This window comes from Alicyclobacillus shizuokensis NBRC 103103 (assembly GCF_001552255.1).
GTDB classification, from domain to species: domain Bacteria; phylum Bacillota; class Bacilli; order Alicyclobacillales; family Alicyclobacillaceae; genus Alicyclobacillus_G; species Alicyclobacillus_G shizuokensis.
In genome coordinates, this window is record NZ_BCQV01000007.1 from 13545 (window position 1) to 29240 (window position 15696).

Annotated in this window: 13 protein-coding genes; all 13 read left to right on the forward strand. The window is 50.5% G+C overall.

All coding sequences use genetic code 11. The annotated features are described in order from the left end of the window. The first annotated feature begins 3 nt into the window (after positions 1-3). The 13 genes from ASH01S_RS03460 (at position 4) to ASH01S_RS18330 (ending at position 15692) form a co-directional block, all read left to right on the forward strand. On the forward strand, positions 4-6279 hold the full coding sequence (locus ASH01S_RS03460) for a glucosaminidase domain-containing protein (protein ID WP_067923515.1): 6276 nt from the start codon (positions 4-6) through the stop codon (positions 6277-6279). A gap of 5 nt (positions 6280-6284) precedes the next feature. Continuing rightward, complete coding sequence (locus ASH01S_RS03465) at positions 6285-6707, forward strand: hypothetical protein (protein ID WP_245628918.1); 423 nt, start codon at positions 6285-6287, stop codon at positions 6705-6707. 27 nt (positions 6708-6734) lie between these two features. After that, a complete protein-coding gene (locus ASH01S_RS03470) occupies positions 6735-7085 on the forward strand; it encodes a hypothetical protein (protein ID WP_157066961.1) in 351 nt (116 codons plus the stop codon). Beyond that, entirely contained in the window at positions 7069-7470 is a 402-nt protein-coding gene (locus ASH01S_RS03475; RefSeq protein WP_067923524.1) for a hypothetical protein, read from the forward strand. The genes ASH01S_RS03470 and ASH01S_RS03475 overlap by 17 nt, the downstream gene beginning before the upstream one ends. 17 nt (positions 7471-7487) lie before the next feature. Next, a complete protein-coding gene (locus ASH01S_RS03480; RefSeq protein WP_067923527.1) occupies positions 7488-8342 on the forward strand; it encodes a baseplate J/gp47 family protein in 855 nt (284 codons plus the stop codon). A 26-nt stretch (positions 8343-8368) separates the two neighbouring features. Then, positions 8369-9028 (forward strand): hypothetical protein, encoded by a 660-nt coding sequence (locus ASH01S_RS03485; protein WP_067923530.1) that lies wholly within the window; start codon positions 8369-8371, stop codon positions 9026-9028. A gap of 15 nt (positions 9029-9043) precedes the next feature. Next, positions 9044-9736: a hypothetical protein gene (locus tag ASH01S_RS03490; RefSeq protein WP_157066962.1), complete on the forward strand. Its 693-nt coding sequence runs from the start codon at positions 9044-9046 to the stop codon at positions 9734-9736. A 1-nt stretch (position 9737) separates the two neighbouring features. Further along, positions 9738-10457 carry a hypothetical protein gene (locus ASH01S_RS18310; RefSeq protein WP_157066963.1) on the forward strand — a complete coding sequence of 240 codons (720 nt, stop codon included), beginning with the start codon at positions 9738-9740 and terminating at the stop codon, positions 10455-10457. A gap of 16 nt (positions 10458-10473) precedes the next feature. Further along, positions 10474-12993 (forward strand): hypothetical protein, encoded by a 2520-nt coding sequence (locus tag ASH01S_RS18315; protein WP_157066964.1) that lies wholly within the window; start codon positions 10474-10476, stop codon positions 12991-12993. A gap of 57 nt (positions 12994-13050) precedes the next feature. Further along, positions 13051-14058 carry a hypothetical protein gene (locus ASH01S_RS03500; RefSeq protein ID WP_067923542.1) on the forward strand — a complete coding sequence of 336 codons (1008 nt, stop codon included), beginning with the start codon at positions 13051-13053 and terminating at the stop codon, positions 14056-14058. A gap of 159 nt (positions 14059-14217) precedes the next feature. Further along, a complete protein-coding gene (locus tag ASH01S_RS18320; protein WP_157066965.1) occupies positions 14218-14418 on the forward strand; it encodes a hypothetical protein in 201 nt (66 codons plus the stop codon). A gap of 66 nt (positions 14419-14484) precedes the next feature. Beyond that, on the forward strand, positions 14485-14634 hold the full coding sequence (locus ASH01S_RS18325; RefSeq protein WP_157066966.1) for a hypothetical protein: 150 nt from the start codon (positions 14485-14487) through the stop codon (positions 14632-14634). Between the two features lie 191 nt (positions 14635-14825). Further along, entirely contained in the window at positions 14826-15692 is an 867-nt protein-coding gene (locus ASH01S_RS18330) for a hypothetical protein (protein WP_157066967.1), read from the forward strand. Positions 15693-15696: the final 4 nt, after the last annotated feature.

Here is a 15696-nt window from a genome sequence, read left to right on the forward strand (position 1 = left end):
TCCATGGCAACAACCGTTCTCGATGACCGGGACGCCCTATATGGGGCGCTCCCTGACCATCATTTGCGAATTGGAGATACACAGTTTTACGTACCGCCAACGGCGATTCAGGTGACGCGGCGCGTGCGATCCGACCGGATCAATATTTTGCGTGGCCGCGGCAGCTTTGCCAAGCAAAGCGGATACTCGGACTTAGTGGTTGAGCTGACGTTGTTCTTTCCAGATACACAGTCGATCAATAACGAACTCCGGCCGCTTTTGGCTCAGTTTATGAAATGTCCGTTCTTGCCGATTGAGAACACGCATCTAAATAACGTCCACAAGATCGAAGCGGTCACGGTCGAAGGCTTGACGGTTACAACCACACCTGGTTTCCCGACGACCCTGACCGCGACCATTCAGCTTCTTGCATTCAACCCTTGGTCGTATCTCATCGATCAAACCGGCCGTACCTTTGATGAGATGATCAACTGGCCGCTGTTTCGTTGGTACTACCAAAGGAACCTAGAGCCTTCGAAATACCGGTACATCCGCTATTTCGAGCCGCTCACCGAGGATCTGGACAACAGCTACATCTTCCGTGTAGCCTCCGAGCAGGATCTAAGTGCCATGAAAGCCTGGAGGGTACAGGAGAATAAGCTGTATCAGGATTGGTTGCAGAAGACCCAAACGACCGATCCGGTGCAGGACATCAAGAATGAATTCGCCTCCGACGAGGATTTCTGGAACAAACTTGACCAACAAGCTCGAAGCGCTATTTTCGAGTACGACATTCATATGGAGGAGTGGCCCATCCCCAACCTCCATCTGGTGAGTCTATCTGCGAGCTTCCAGAACATTATCAGCACTGTTCAATTGCAGATGCACGAAGCCCCGACGCATCAGTACCTTGGGTCTCAGGACACCGTGTTTGCCGCGGTATTTCAAACCGATGACGAGGAAGCGATTGCGTCGTTGCAAAACCTCGTGCGCCGTTCCTCATATCTGACCCGGGAGTACCATACGGTACTGTCGAACGGCTTTCTTGAGTTTGATAATCAACTCGCCCGGCTTTTTGGAGTGCATTACGTCATCATCGATGATATGGTTGTTCGCAGCGTGGAAAACATGCCGGGTGTCTTCGAGGTCACGTTACAGATGACCTCGTACAACCGGATGCAGCAGCGGCTGGCGGAAACCCAGATGATTGGCGGTAACGTGAAGTGGGATCTCGGTGGAGCGTTCACGAACTCGTTCCTCAAGATGCTGACACCCCTTACGTCTTGGTCATGGCTGCAAGATCGTCCGTTCTGGAAGCAAATCACGAGCGATGGATGGAACGAGCTGGACATTCAAAAACAAGCGGTCTACAACGCAGCCATCCGGGAAGCCTTCAAGATCATCGAGGTGTATCCCGATCTCGAACTCCCGACGTATGCGGAAGTCGAGCAAGCCGGCTTCTCGATTCCGAACACCAACGGTGGCTATTTCGTCGACCCGGACTTTTTCATCATGTACGAGGACCCGTTTGAGTTTAACAACATGCTCAAAGACGAAGTGGCGAAGTCCTACACCACCGTATTGAGAGATGCCGGCGGTGGTAAAGCGGAGATTACGCCGAGTACAGCCAATCCAGACGAAAAGACCCAAAAGGACATCGACGAGAAAAGTGCCAAGTATGACAATCCTACATCTGGCATCTCCTCGGGCGATCCCCCGGATACGGCGGACCAGAAGAACCTGTCGACGGCGGACATGGAAACGCTGATCCGAGAAAAGGCCGCTGCAGAAGGGTTGGACCAGCGGTTCGTCATTGCCTTTGCGAAAATGAACGACGCCAAGCTGCGGCAGTTTTACAATCCTGGAATTGGCGCGAACAAAGAGTTGGACAACATCACGGTATCTGACTCCAACATCCCGGTCATGCAGACTGCGGATCTGCATTACTTTAAGGACCCAAGCCTGATTCAAGAAGCTGCCTATATCGGTGTCATGCGCGTCAGTCCCTTGATGGGGGATGCGCAGGCACTGGGTCGGAGCATTGTCTACAACGTGACCCAAGGCGTAGCGGCCCTCAAGTATTACCTAAGCCAAGTTGATGATGCCGGGACGATCAATCAGAACGTATATGATGCGCTTGGCCTGGATCCCGACAAGGATATTCAGAAGGCAAAGTACGCCGCGGCCATCGCTTTGTATCTGGGCTTCGGCCGAGAGTGGAATGACCTGGTCAGTCAGAATAAACGCTTGCCGTACCTTCTCACGGCCAAGATCAAGGCCGTCCTCTCGGACATGGATAAAGAGTCCAAGTGGTCCAGCCAGGATCTGAAGAAGAAGTATTCGGCATTGCCCATTGCTGACCAAAAAGCGCCGGCCAACACCGAGGAAGATCTGTCCGCACAGTTCCAACCCGATGAGCCTGGAAACGAATCGGATTATGAGAGTGACGATTTCACCTTCCGGGGCATGTTCCAGGACATGATTCAGTACGACCGACGCGGCCGACTGATTCGTGCGTTCCCGACTTTCTTTATGGTGTTCATCGATGAGGGTCAGTACGTGGACGGCGTGGTGAAACTGGCGGATCACTTCTTTGGGTATTCGGCGGTATCGGACATCACCTATACGAACAACCGGAAACAGGCCTCCAGCACACTCGTCGTGGAAATGTGCAACGTCTTTGGCAACCTGACGGATGCAACGAAGAGCGTGGACCTGACTCATCCCAACACCCTGAGCCTGTTTGAATCGCTCTTTGTGCCAACGATGGAGGCGGCACACATTGAGCAAAGCCGCGACCGGAATTCGAACTACTACAAGTCGATCTTCCTGCGCACGGGGGCCAGAGTGCATTTCCGCATGGGATACGGCTCCAATGCCGCAGAGCTGCCGACGATCATGAACGGCACGGTGACACAGCTCGAGAACAACGGGGATACCGTGACGATGATCGTCCAGGATGATGGGGTGGAACTGACCAATAAGCTCAAGGCGAAGCCTGGCGATTCCACGGATGGATTCCTGCAGGCCAAGAAGGAACCGTCTGAGATCATCGACGACCTGCTTCTGGATCGCGGCAGCGGCATCAGCGGATTCATCGGCAACCTGTGGGAAGACTTCAGCAACAAAGCGTACTATAGCCACTCCCTGGGCATCATGCACTTTGGTATGCATGGTGTACCGATCTCTGGTCAGGACTTCATCAAAGGGGTTCTGCCCATCGCATGGCTGATTTCAGGTACAGACCGAGACATTTACGAGATCAACATGAACATCTACAAGACCAACGGTCTGTTGAATGTCGAGAACGACACCTTCTGGCACAAGCTCGAAGACATGTTTGGTATTGGACAGGGACAGGAAGATAGTATTAACATCACACTGTACGACAAGACGGTGTGGGATGTTCTAAGTGTCTGTGCCTACATGGGACCGGACTACATTCTGGCCGTTCATCCATTTGAGTTCCGTAGCACCATCTTCATGGGGAAACCGTATTTCCCGCTCAACTATGGGTACGTCGTCGACAATAACAAGATTACGGGAACGCTCATGAAGCCGTTCCGCCAGTACCATTTGTACGATTCGTGGACGAGCATTATTGACAATAGCATCGTTGCCTCGGAGCAAAATATGTACACCGTGGCGATTGGCACCTTCATGAACGAAGGCAAGCTCGATACCACGCGCCCCATCTATGTCGACGCGGACATCTGGCCGGAGAAGCAACGCACGGTCAACGTCGACACACAAGTGAACGCCAAGGGAATCTGGTTTGTTGAAAAGGCCGTTCCCTTCGTGGGAGGTCTGCTTAACAAACCATTCAAGTGGTACTTCGATGAGGGCGTCGCCATCAAAATCGCGGCATCCGCCCTTCGTGACTATGTGAAGGACATGTACGATGGGTACCTCACAGTGATGGGTGATCCAACAGTAAAGCCGTTCGACCAAATCCTCATCCATGATGAGTACATCGACATGGCGGGGCCTGCGGAAGTCAAGGAAGTTACGCAGATCATGTCCCTGGATATGGGCTATGTTACAGCCATCAAGCCGGACTGTGTGGTGGTCAATTCCGACCGGAAAGTGATCAATGGCGCGTTCTCGATGACGGCCACATTGACACCGCTGTTGGTCACGTTGAAGCTGCGGAGTATGTTCCGAAATGCCGGGTACACCGGTGCATTGCCCATCATGAACGCCATTTGGGCCATGACGAAGAACAACATGAAGACGCTCAAGGCCAAATTCGACGCCACGAAACTCGGCACAAAACTGAACAATTGGTGGAACGGCAGCGATATGCAGACGTATACCCGGAAGTTTGACATGGTTTCAAAAGAAACCATAGAACGGTGGAAGAAGTCCGGGCTTCTGAAGAAAACGGCCGATACCCTTGGGAGTGTCAATGCACAGCAGATAGAGGAGTTGCTCAACAGAGGCGATTCTGCTTTGCTCGAAAAAGGCTTTTGGGGCTATGATAAGGTGAGTTCAGCTGCCAAAACATTGAGACTGGAGAAGGCTACAAGCAAGTTTGTGGCCGGCGGCGCAAAGGCAATTGGAATGGCAGCTCGATTTGCACAAGCCGGTCTTGTAGGGGCAGAGATGTTCGCCGGTCCCATTGGATGGATCGCCATTTTGGTCGAGACGATGGCCATGTCGCTTCTGACCGCGACCGTGGGTGAGTTCCTCAAGCGATTCCTCTTCACGCGCCATGCTTGCCTCGTCATGCCCCTTAAGAAAGAAGGCATCGAGTTTACGGCCGGACTCAATGGCCATAAGGGATCGGTGGTCGGAGACTCCCCAGACATGTGGCAGTCCCTGTTGACCAATGGCGTCGCGTCCACGATCTTCTCCGTCTTCCTCGGCGTTGACACCTCGCAGTATGGCGCGGCTGGAAGCTCCAACAATCCAGTGTCAGTAAAAGCGAGCAGCAATGGGTCGTCAACGGGCTCCAGCAGTTCCGCGATGTCGTTCTTTGAGCAATACCGCCGGCCGGTTCCGTATGACCCGACGCTAATCCAGTGGTACAACACCGATTTGGAGAACGCCAAGAAAGAGATGTCGGGCGAACTCCAGCGTCTGGATGACGAGAACAAGAAGCCGGACTACAGCGATGAGATCAGCGCCATGCAAAAGGGATTGCAGGAGATTAGTCAACTGCCTTCTCTGATCAAGAATGCCATCTCGAATCTGGCGAGTGAGATTGCCCAGCTCATCAGTGGCGGGGATGGCTACAACTACGATGGCACCGACTTTACGAAGATCGACCTCAATCAACCAAGTGGCATTAGCGCCGAGGCCATTGATAAGGCATTTGCGGCCAATGGAGGCGGTCATCTCAAAGGGCTTGGAAAATACTTTGTCCAGTTGGAGAAGCAGATCCCACCGCTTCCGGGACATCAAGCCAAGGAAGGGCGCGTCATGAATGGTTTGTATTTTGCCGCTCACGCCGCCCACGAATCTGGATGGGGAACGTCTCAGATCTATCGAGACAAACACAACTTGTTTGGCTACGGTGCATACGACTCCAACCCCTATGGCGACGCCGACTCCTTTGACTCCGATGAACACTGCATCATTTTCGTGGCCAACAAGGTGAAGGATGATTATCTGACACCCGGTGGACAGTTCTACAGCAAGGATAAGGGTCCGACCCTGGAAGGCATGAATGAGAAGTATGCCACGGACAAACACTGGGCCACGGACATCGCCAACATCATGAAAGAGATTGCAAAGCTCGATCCCAACTTCAAATGGCCAGGCACCGCCACTAAGGTCAAGATCGATGAGACACCGCCCGATCCGAACCATCGAGAGAAATACTATTTGACCCCGGCACAAGCCAAACAGAGATTGGCCTATGTCCCATCCTTCGGACTCAAACACCTGGGGCAAACATGGGTCGATGGCAGCGCGGCCATCAAGTACGCACACAAGGGTACGCTTGAAATGGCCGATGAACTGGCGAGGCTATACAAGCAAAAGACGGGAGATAAACTGAATCTGACCTCCACATACCGCGTCGAGTCGGGCAGCTGGCACATGACCGGTTGGGCGATTGACATCGATACCCCGGACGCCCCGCGGATCGGCGGACAGGTCCGGTTCCCGAAAGGCAGCAAGGAAAAGCAGAACCTCGAGACCTTGATTGACCTAGCGATTCAGGTTGGTTTCGGCGGAATCATTCACGGGGATGTGGACGTGATCGCAGCCATGAAGAAGAAGTATCCCAACGTTGTGATTCAGCAGCGTGATGACCACTATAACCACTTACATCTGTCCTATCCGAGGGGCTGATCGGAATGCCTGAGACGAGTCATTTTCGCAAGCAGCTAGCCCATGAAGGTCGGGAGGCGGCGGGTGATACCCACACCTCCGGCCTGATTGGGTATGTCGTGAACTTTCATCCGGCGGCAGATATCTGCAACTGCAGCCGGCATAAAGGCGCCAAGATTGAAAAGGATGTTTGGCACACCGCAGACATCGACGTCTTCATGGGGCGCAAGTATCAGCGATATGTTGACGTGCCTTGCTTTGTATACTCACAGGGCATTTTAGACCACGGTCTGAAACCCAATGATCGGGTATGGGTAGAGTTCATTGGCGGCGATAAGTCGCATGCCGTTATCACGGCCTACTATCGAGACCCAAGTGGGTTGGAAGTCCTTGTGAATGACTTTCAGATTGGTGTCGCCAACTTCGTCTCCAAACTTTTTAACTGGTAGGTGAAGTGCATGTCATGGACGGACACTTTGAATGATATTCAATTCCAGCCAGACGTTGACATCGACGATATGGTCAACCAGTTTCATGCCACCAACGGGACGGACAATCAAGATGTCGGCTTCGTGCATCGTATGACAGGCGCCGGCATTTTGGCCCGCTCCAGTGGTACGCTCGAAGGTTTCGCTGATTATGGACTTGGCTTTCGGATCGACCCAGACACGCAAAGCATTACGTTTGTCGCTCCCACAATTCAGTTCCTCTGCTATCAAACAAAGACGTACGACCCCAACTTCAAGCAGCCGCTCAACCCCATCAACAAGGAATTTGCAGACGTGTTGCAGATCTTAGGAGGGACTCCCGATGGCACTTCGGTATGACGATTATGACTTACGCTTCTACGGAAATGGAATTGAAGGCGATCTACAGGTGGACCCTGTAACCGGCGATTTAGCCTTGACTGAGCAGTGGGAATGTCCCCGGCAGGATATGACCAACCGGATTCGCACACAGACGGGGGACTGGAGTACGCACCCGGATATTGGCGGGGATCTGGAGCTTCTTGAGGGGGAACCCAATACCCGGGCCACCGCGGATCAAGGAGCGGCTCAGATTTTGCGAACACTCACGTTTGATGGACGGTTTTCTCCTGCGGATTTGACCATCCGGCCAGTGCCGACCAGCATCGACCAGATCGATTACTACGTGTTTCTTGACGCCGGCGCCGATCAGCCACTGGTTGTCAAACAGACTTCTCAGTTGTAGGGGAAGGGGTGAGTGATGTGGCCACCCTGATCAAACGAACCGCCGATCAGATTCTCCAGGATGCCTTGACCTACATCCCGGCGAACACACCGATTACCAATCTCACGCCGGGAGCCATTGCCCGCGCGCTGGTCGAGGCCATGAAAGACGAGTATCCACGGCTATACGACTATGCAGAAACGATCCTGAACATGGGATTTCTAAGTACCGCCGAAGGTCAGTATCTGGATCTCATCGGTGGACTCTTTAGCTACCCTCGTCGAACCACGACCGTCATCGATCAGACCACAGGCGAGATGAATGATGTCCTCATTGATGATGACACATATCGATACGAGATTTCACAACGGGTGCTGGCCGCGGCAAACGCCAACTTAACCGCATTGCGTCTGGCCATTCTACCGGTTCCAGGTGTGGATGATGTGGTGGAGAAGGAGTATGCGCAGGGCACTGGCAGCTTTAGCTTTTACGTCATCACCTCCAACGGATTTACACCGGAGAGTGTGCAAAGCCAAGTCCAAGCGGCCGTCGAGGATGTGAAAGCGTTCGGTGTTCGGGACAATATTCTGCTTCCCACAGAGATTCCCCTCGACATCAGCCTGCAGCTTACCCTTGCAGACTCCGTTTCCGACCAGGATGCACAACTGATTCAATTGAACGTGAAAACGGCCATCTACAATTACATCGGCAACCTCAGTATGGGGCAGGGATTGATCTATAACGAGTTGGTCAAAGCCATCATGGATGCGGATAGCCGGATTCAGGAATTCACGATCACCCAGTTCTATCTCAATAATGAGCCGGCGTTGCTGACCAACCAGAATGTCAATGATGACGAGCGAATCGTGGTCTCCAGTGTCAACGTAAGCTGAAACACCCGATAAGGAGGTAAATAGGGATGCCGCTGACCAAGATTCTGAAATCCGATCTCAGTGTGGACCTCCAGCAACTGATTGAAGACCTGAGAAATGCCCGAGGGACATTTCCCTCGCTGTCCGACCGGCTTGATGGCCCTTCGGTGTTGCTGAAAAACCTGGACTCGAGCATTCAAGATGTGATCAAAGACCTACAGATGGCCAAAGACACAACCGGCCAAGAAATGTCGATCCGCATGACAAACATGGAGAATAAGGAAGTCATCGTGGACTTAGAGAACGCCAAAACCGCGAGTGGCAAGGACATGTCCACCCGTGTTTCCGATCTGGAATCCGAAGTATCCAGTCTGTCCTCAGCCTCTGGCACAGTGGGTCTAAAGACCGTTGGCGAACCCCAGCTTACGGATGCCCTGCTGGCCGAAATCCACGCGGTGTCAGAGCGCGGAAACTACACAGAACAGTACACTTACGATGATTATGGCAACGTAACATCTGTTACGGTAACTGGGGACTTCGCCTATACCGTTACCTACACGTATTCAGATCCCGTCAACGGCATACTTCAACAATCTGTCAAGACACTCATTGAAGACGGCAAGACGGTGACGGTGACTAAAACCTACACTTACGATTCCACCAACACCAATATCACCGCAGTATCGACCACAACCACGATTTCGTAAGGGCGGTGAAAGACAATGGATGCCATCGTGATGAGCAAGGCCAAATCAGCCTTGAATAAGATTAAGAATCTTGATCTCAACGTTGTCGCGCCGCTGGCGGAAGGCCGGTTTGCGACCGTTGCCGATCGATTGGCATGGTTGGAAGATCAAGCGGCGAAATTAAAGGCCAGTAACTCCATTCCTATTGACTTGAGCCAAGGTATCTTTGATGGGACCGAGTTTGTAGGAGGACAACTGCGGCTGAAATGTCTTGGAGAGAATCAATATGTCACTTCCGGCACGTGGGAATCTCCTATTATTGACCTGACGAGCGATTGGATCGATACGACACGCGTCAACATCACGAACATTGTACCCTCAGGAGCGTCATGCGTTCTTGAAGTGGCTTCCTCAACGGATGGCGTTACATTCTCAAACTATTCGACATATGACCCAGCAAACATTCCGCAGACCAGATACCTGAAATTCAGGGTGACTTTAACCGCACCAGTGACAAGTTCAACATCAACGACCCTTGAATTCAACAATTCAGATCCTCAAAACACATTCACATTGGACAGTAATACAGTAGCGGACGGGGCTCTTCACCTCAAGACCAGTTACACATTCACGATGACGGATGAAGGTGCGGTAGGGGCCGGCCATATGTTTAGCCAAGTCTTGGACAAGACAGCCTTTAGTTCTATTGAGAAAGTGAGTGTGAACTAATATGGCAGCACCTGCAACAAGCGGGAAATTGGTAACGACTCTGCAAGGAATGAATATAGGAGATTATATTGTCTGCGGATTGACATTTGTAGGAAGCAATTCAGCACCAAAACTCGGAATGCTTGGCAGTTGCAATTATAGCGAGATGTCTTACTCTGGTATGGCAAATCCGTCCAATGGCGCTAAATCAACTCAGTGGTCCTTTTACTTTGTAAAGGTTGATAAAGGTTTACTCATTGCGGATCGTGTAATCGTGAACTCCATCTCGTGGGACACTTTGAATTCTGGCAAGGTCATTCAAGGAACTCCTGCATCTAATGTGTTTTCTGACAGCACATATGCGCAGCAAGGTATATCCAACCCCATCATACGTTCCCTTACAGGTGGAGTAGCTTATGCAGATGCGAATGGGAATTACACTACGAGTGGAACAAATGCTTCACCGGGATGGCCAACGAACAATGAATATGATCGCTACCTCATGAACTCCACCCTAGGGGGAAAGATTATTGCCGGAGATGACAATGTGTGGCACCACGGGAATGGCTCTTTTTATATGCAGACATGGTGTCAAGACACTCCGGCACTTGCCATAGCTGTCTCGACCAATAGGGTGGTAAGGTCCAACAATCCATCACAGTCATGGAATTTTAACTACAGGGCGTCAAGTACCGCAATCACAACTACCGGTTTCCGCCCAGTCTTCCAGTACCAAGAATAAAGAGAGGTGAGAGCATATGGCTACAGTAGGACAACAGCTTCTTTATCCGGAGTATGGTTGGAAACGGTATGATGATACAAATAAAGCTCTTACCTATACAGGAACATGGAGTTCGGTATCTGGGCCTGGGTTGGCTAATTTCAATCAAACAAGAAGGGAATCGACAGCTACTGGAGCTTTAGTGTCCTTTACGTTTTTCGGAACAAAACTAAGAATTATCTCAGTAGTAAACAGTAATGGCCCCACAAGTGTTCAGGTCGCAATCGATGACGCTCAGAATACGTTTAGTTGCAACGGAGCCACCACAGTAGCTCAGGCGCTCGTGTTCGAACAAACTGGACTTTCACAAGGAAATCATTCTGTGACAATTACTCTTACACAAGCAAGTAACTTTGTGTTTGACGCCATCGACACCGATGGGTACTTGGTTGACTCCAACGGTAACCGTGTACCAGGTGCATGGTGTACATCCATTCAAGACATGATTGTGGGAGACAGGATTGTTGCAGAATATACGGCTCCCACATCTGATCAGGTCGGGACATTCAAGAATCTTGGTACATCTACAGCTTCTTTGATTCCCGCTGCCTCTTCTGCCACGCCAAATGGTGCATTCTACTTCATCATGGTGGATAGAGATTATCTCGGACGAAAGCTCCTTGTGGCGGACCGAAATATTCAAAGCGGCATTTCATGGGATACATTAAATACAGCAGGCATCGCCAGCGGGAGTGGATTACCCTATTCATTTCTCAGAGATCTAGTTCCGGTAATGACATCTGATACAAGTCCAGGCATCTGCTCCATATCCGGATTTTCTGATGCATGGAAAATATTTGATGGGTATGAATCATCGAACGTTTATTTTAGTGCTTCTCAGAACATCATTATAGATTTCCTATCCCCAATCAGTGTTCAGGGCATGAGCTATTTTGCAGACGGATCCTATGTAGTGAAAAGCTTTACCCTAAGTGGATCCAACGATGGCTCTACATGGACAACTATCCAATCTGTATCTGCACCACAAGTACAGCGCAACACAGTATTATTTGATGTGGTAACTTACCGCTACTATCAAATTAGCAATGTACAAATCTACAGCAGTGGTGTTGCAGACCGCGCATTTAAATCAATTCAATTGATTGGACCATCATCAAAAGAACACACTCTTCGGCTCCTCACGGGTGGTACATCTTCTCAAGACACCAATAATGAATGGGATAAGTACATTGTTAACTCCACATTGAATGGCGCCATTACAGCGGGAGATAACAATGTATGGAATTGGAGTGGTTTATACAGTTGGGCATCTACTGTGGGTTCCTCTGCAGGTACATGGAGGGTAACAAGAGGATACAGTGCAGCAAACACTTGGGATCAAGCAGGATCAAGTTCAGTCAATTCTATTTACGGTTTCCGTCCAATGCTTGTCGTAGATCCACCTGCACCCCAAAAGAAGTTCTTAATACAAGATGGGATGGATATTGAGGCATATGTATCTAGTACATGGACGACAATTGGATCTGCTCCTGCCACTCAGGACATGTTTGATCAAAATGGCATGACAGACTTGTCTGTCCTCACGCCCGACGCTATTCAACAGCTCACATCTTCTCAGCCTAAGCTCTTGTTCTGGACAGATGATACACAGACTCCAAGTCATACCGCGACGATCACCGCTGTTCCTGCACCGCGACTTGTATTTCCAACGGGTGACATTGATCTTCCGCCACAAGGATTTCAGTCGATTCAGCTTAATGCCTCTGTTTCTGGTTCTGGTGTACTGGGAGTGCTGGCGAGTGTGGATGGCGGGGAAACGTGGCATTCATACAATGGCGGCGCGTGGGCTGTCGTAGATACAACAGACTTGGCTACTGTGAAATCCTTGGTAATGACGCCGGACACCTTTAATGGACTGACACTGGATCAATGGCAAAAGCTCATTGGTTCATCCACAAAGATCCGCTTTGCCTATTATATTGAACAGGCAACTTCCATAGACCAAGCAGCGGCGGATTTCCTTACGATTACCGCCAATCCTGTGTCGATGGTCACGCCTACGATAAATTCGCTCTCCGTACAAGCTGACCAGATTTCGCTGGAGAACCGGCTGAAGAGCCTCGAGCAAATCAACGCCATCAACCTCTCCAAGCTCAATTTCAAGAGCAATGCTTTGATCAAGTCTGCTCAATACAGTATGTATGACATGATTGTCGATACATTTGAGGATGTGGGGACGGTTGACACTGCCGCCACCACAGCCACCTATGATACAGTGAATAAAGCATATATCGGTCCGGGTGATGTTGTAATGCCCATCCAGACACTTCCGGATCCGAGAAGCAAGCTCATGATCAACGCAGACGCGGATCCAGAGGCGGCGTTTAGTTACAGTCTGGATGGCGGCGCGACGTGGAATGCAGCCACCTTGGGGACAATCATGGACATCTCCTGCGCCTCTGGCAACCAACTAAAGATCAGAGCCACGTTGACGGGGAGCTCACAGCTTCGGGCATTGTCTTACGCTTGGGTTTAAGAACGTGGGGTCGCTCCGCCCCCCTCCCGCCTCATAGATGTGAAAGAGGTGATTGGATTGGATATCCTGGCTCTTCAACAAGCCATGAAGGCCAAAAAAGCCATGAGTGCCCTGTCCAACCGTATGGGGGCAACCCCACAGGGCGCATATACCGACGTTGCCACCCGATTGAGTGCGTTAGAATCTGAAGAGATTCCTACAGTATCTCACCATGTCTCCGATGTAGAGGCGGCGACGGCCATCAATCTGAATAAAACCAACCTTTTCATTCAGAGCATCATCGATAAAAACCGGTACGAGCATACGGATATGGTGGTGGAGGATTTTCAAGACGACTCTGGAATTGACCCTTTACAGTCGTCTGGCTATGTTTTAGATACAATCCTCGGCGCTGTTGAAGTGGTATCTGGCCAGCCGTCTGCGATTGTGGTCACGACGGCGGAAGACTCCGATATTGTCCCCTCTGAGTTTCAGATTTCCATAGCTACGAAGGTCAACGATACCGATGACGTTTCCGTTGATCTGACAAAAGGTACGTTTACCAACACAGAGATTGTGAGTGATCAGTTGCAACTGAAACGAACGAGTGCCGATGAGGATTCTCCAGTCACTTATGCGGCATCAGGTTCATGGGAATCGGATGTCATTGACTTAGGAGATAACTTTAAGTCTCTTGATACAATCAACGTGACGAATACTTTACCAACTGGTACATCCATTTCGATTGAGACATCTACCTCTACAGATGGAATCAACTTCTCTCCATATACACCCCTGAATTCAGATGGAACCATTGCTTCACCTTCAGGGAGATACATCAAAATCAAAGTGGATATGTCAGGGGGGTATCAATTTGTCAGCAACCTCAAGAATGATTTTGTGGCTTCAGAAGCAAGTCAGTTTCAGAGTGACCCACAGGTTGCTTTTGATGGCAGTCTTCATGAAGTGACTTCGTATTCCACTCCGATGACAGTTGACTCTTCATGGACAGATGCAGGAACACTCTTCAGATCGACGATTGATACATCATCTCTGAAATCCATTGAAAGACTAGAGGTGAAATGATGGCTCAGTACACAATCAATTCGCCAGGCAGTTCCAACATGACATTGCCGTCTACCCTCTCAGCAGGCGACATTCTTGTGTTCAACTGGAGTCCAAACCCACTAGCATGGAGTCCTCCTGAATATGGAACATACAAAATAACGGCTTATGGAGCAAAGGGTGGCGGAACGAACGGTGGGGCTGGGGGGATTGTACAAGGAACCCTTACTCTGCTCCCTACAGATGTCGTACAGCTTTCTATATATGCTGCTGCAACTGGGGCATCTGGTGGCACAGGTGGTGGCCCTGGTGGGAATGGAGGGTACTCATCGGCTGGTGAAAATGGATACCGTGGCGGCAAGGCTACATTATGTAACTTAAACGGAGCATTGATTCTTGCGGCAGCAGGAGGCGGTGGACAAGGAGGAAAGGGAGGAGACACACATTATGGTACCACTACGTTGTATGGGACAAGCGGTGGTGCAGGATCTCCTGGTGGATCTGGGCAAGACGGAAATCCAGGAACTGGAACTGGAGGCGGAGCTGGTGGTACCGTTTCCTCTCCTGGAGGACAAGGCGGAAAAGGTGGTAAAGTAATTTATAGTAACAAAACATATAGTGGTCAAACAGGATCAGATGGAGCACCTGGAGACACACCGTACGATGGATCTGGCGGTGGTGGCGGAGGTGGTGCTACCTGGGCTTCGAGCGGTCAAGGTGGTTTTGGCGGAGGTGGTGGGCGAGGAGGAGACAACTATCTCGATTCCTCTCTCACAGATTCATCCGTGTTGGCCACATTTAACACTGGAGACGGCCGAGTCGAGATTGCAGTTGTTTCAGTCGCACAGAACAAATATCTAATTCAAGATGGAAACGATATTAAAGCGTTTGTATCTGGCGCATGGACAACGGTAGGGCAAGAGCCTATTACCAAGGCCATGTTTGACTCTTATGGTATGACCGATCTGTCTGTCCTAACGGATGCCGCTCTTCGTCAGCTCAATTCCACTTCACCACAGCTCCTGTGTTGGACAGATGAAACCGGATCTCCATCCAGAACACAAATCATTACGGGGATTCCTCCGGCCAAACTCATTCTGCCTATAGGAGACATTGAAGTACCAGATGGGATTGATTCTGTCAATCTTGATGTCACCACGTCAGGATTTGGCAAGGTAATTATTGTGGTGAGCGTAGATGGGGGATTAACATGGCAATCGCATGCATTAGGTGGATGGACCCCCGTAGATATCTCCTATCTTGAAAACGTCGGTGCGAATGGGATGTTGCCGGATCAAGTCAATGCTTTGACGGCCGATGAATGGGCGGCGTTGGGCGTCACGGACAAAATTCGTTTTGCCTATTATCTCGATCAGTTATACAGCACCGACACCGCACAAGTGAATTCACTGACTATCAACGAGCGGCAATACACCCTGACTCCAACCGTCTCCAGCCTGGATGTCATCTACAAATTGCTCAATGCTTCAAACCCGACGTTTTATGTATCGCGAGATGATGGGGTGACGTGGAAAGAAGTCGAGCCGGATACGTTGGTTGACCTCACGGATCTTCCAAGCGGGAATCAGATTCGCATCAAAGCCGTCTTACAAAGTGGGCAAGAGATCTATGGCTATTCATATTCTTGGGTATAAGGAG

Bases quoted from the DNA above. Each gene is read 5' to 3' on its own strand.
- ASH01S_RS18315 (WP_157066964.1), top strand. From the start codon at position 10,474: ATGGCTACAGTAGGACAACAGCTTCTTTATCCGGAGTATGGTTGGAAA.
- ASH01S_RS03475 (WP_067923524.1), top strand. From the start codon at position 7,069: ATGGCACTTCGGTATGACGATTATGACTTACGCTTCTACGGAAATGGA.
- ASH01S_RS18310 (WP_157066963.1), top strand. From the start codon at position 9,738: ATGGCAGCACCTGCAACAAGCGGGAAATTGGTAACGACTCTGCAAGGA.
- ASH01S_RS03485 (WP_067923530.1), top strand. From the start codon at position 8,369: ATGCCGCTGACCAAGATTCTGAAATCCGATCTCAGTGTGGACCTCCAG.
- ASH01S_RS03465 (WP_245628918.1), top strand. From the start codon at position 6,285: ATGCCTGAGACGAGTCATTTTCGCAAGCAGCTAGCCCATGAAGGTCGG.
- ASH01S_RS03490 (WP_157066962.1), top strand. From the start codon at position 9,044: ATGGATGCCATCGTGATGAGCAAGGCCAAATCAGCCTTGAATAAGATT.
- ASH01S_RS18325 (WP_157066966.1), top strand. From the start codon at position 14,485: ATGGTACCACTACGTTGTATGGGACAAGCGGTGGTGCAGGATCTCCTG.
- ASH01S_RS03460 (WP_067923515.1), top strand. From the start codon at position 4: ATGGCAACAACCGTTCTCGATGACCGGGACGCCCTATATGGGGCGCTC.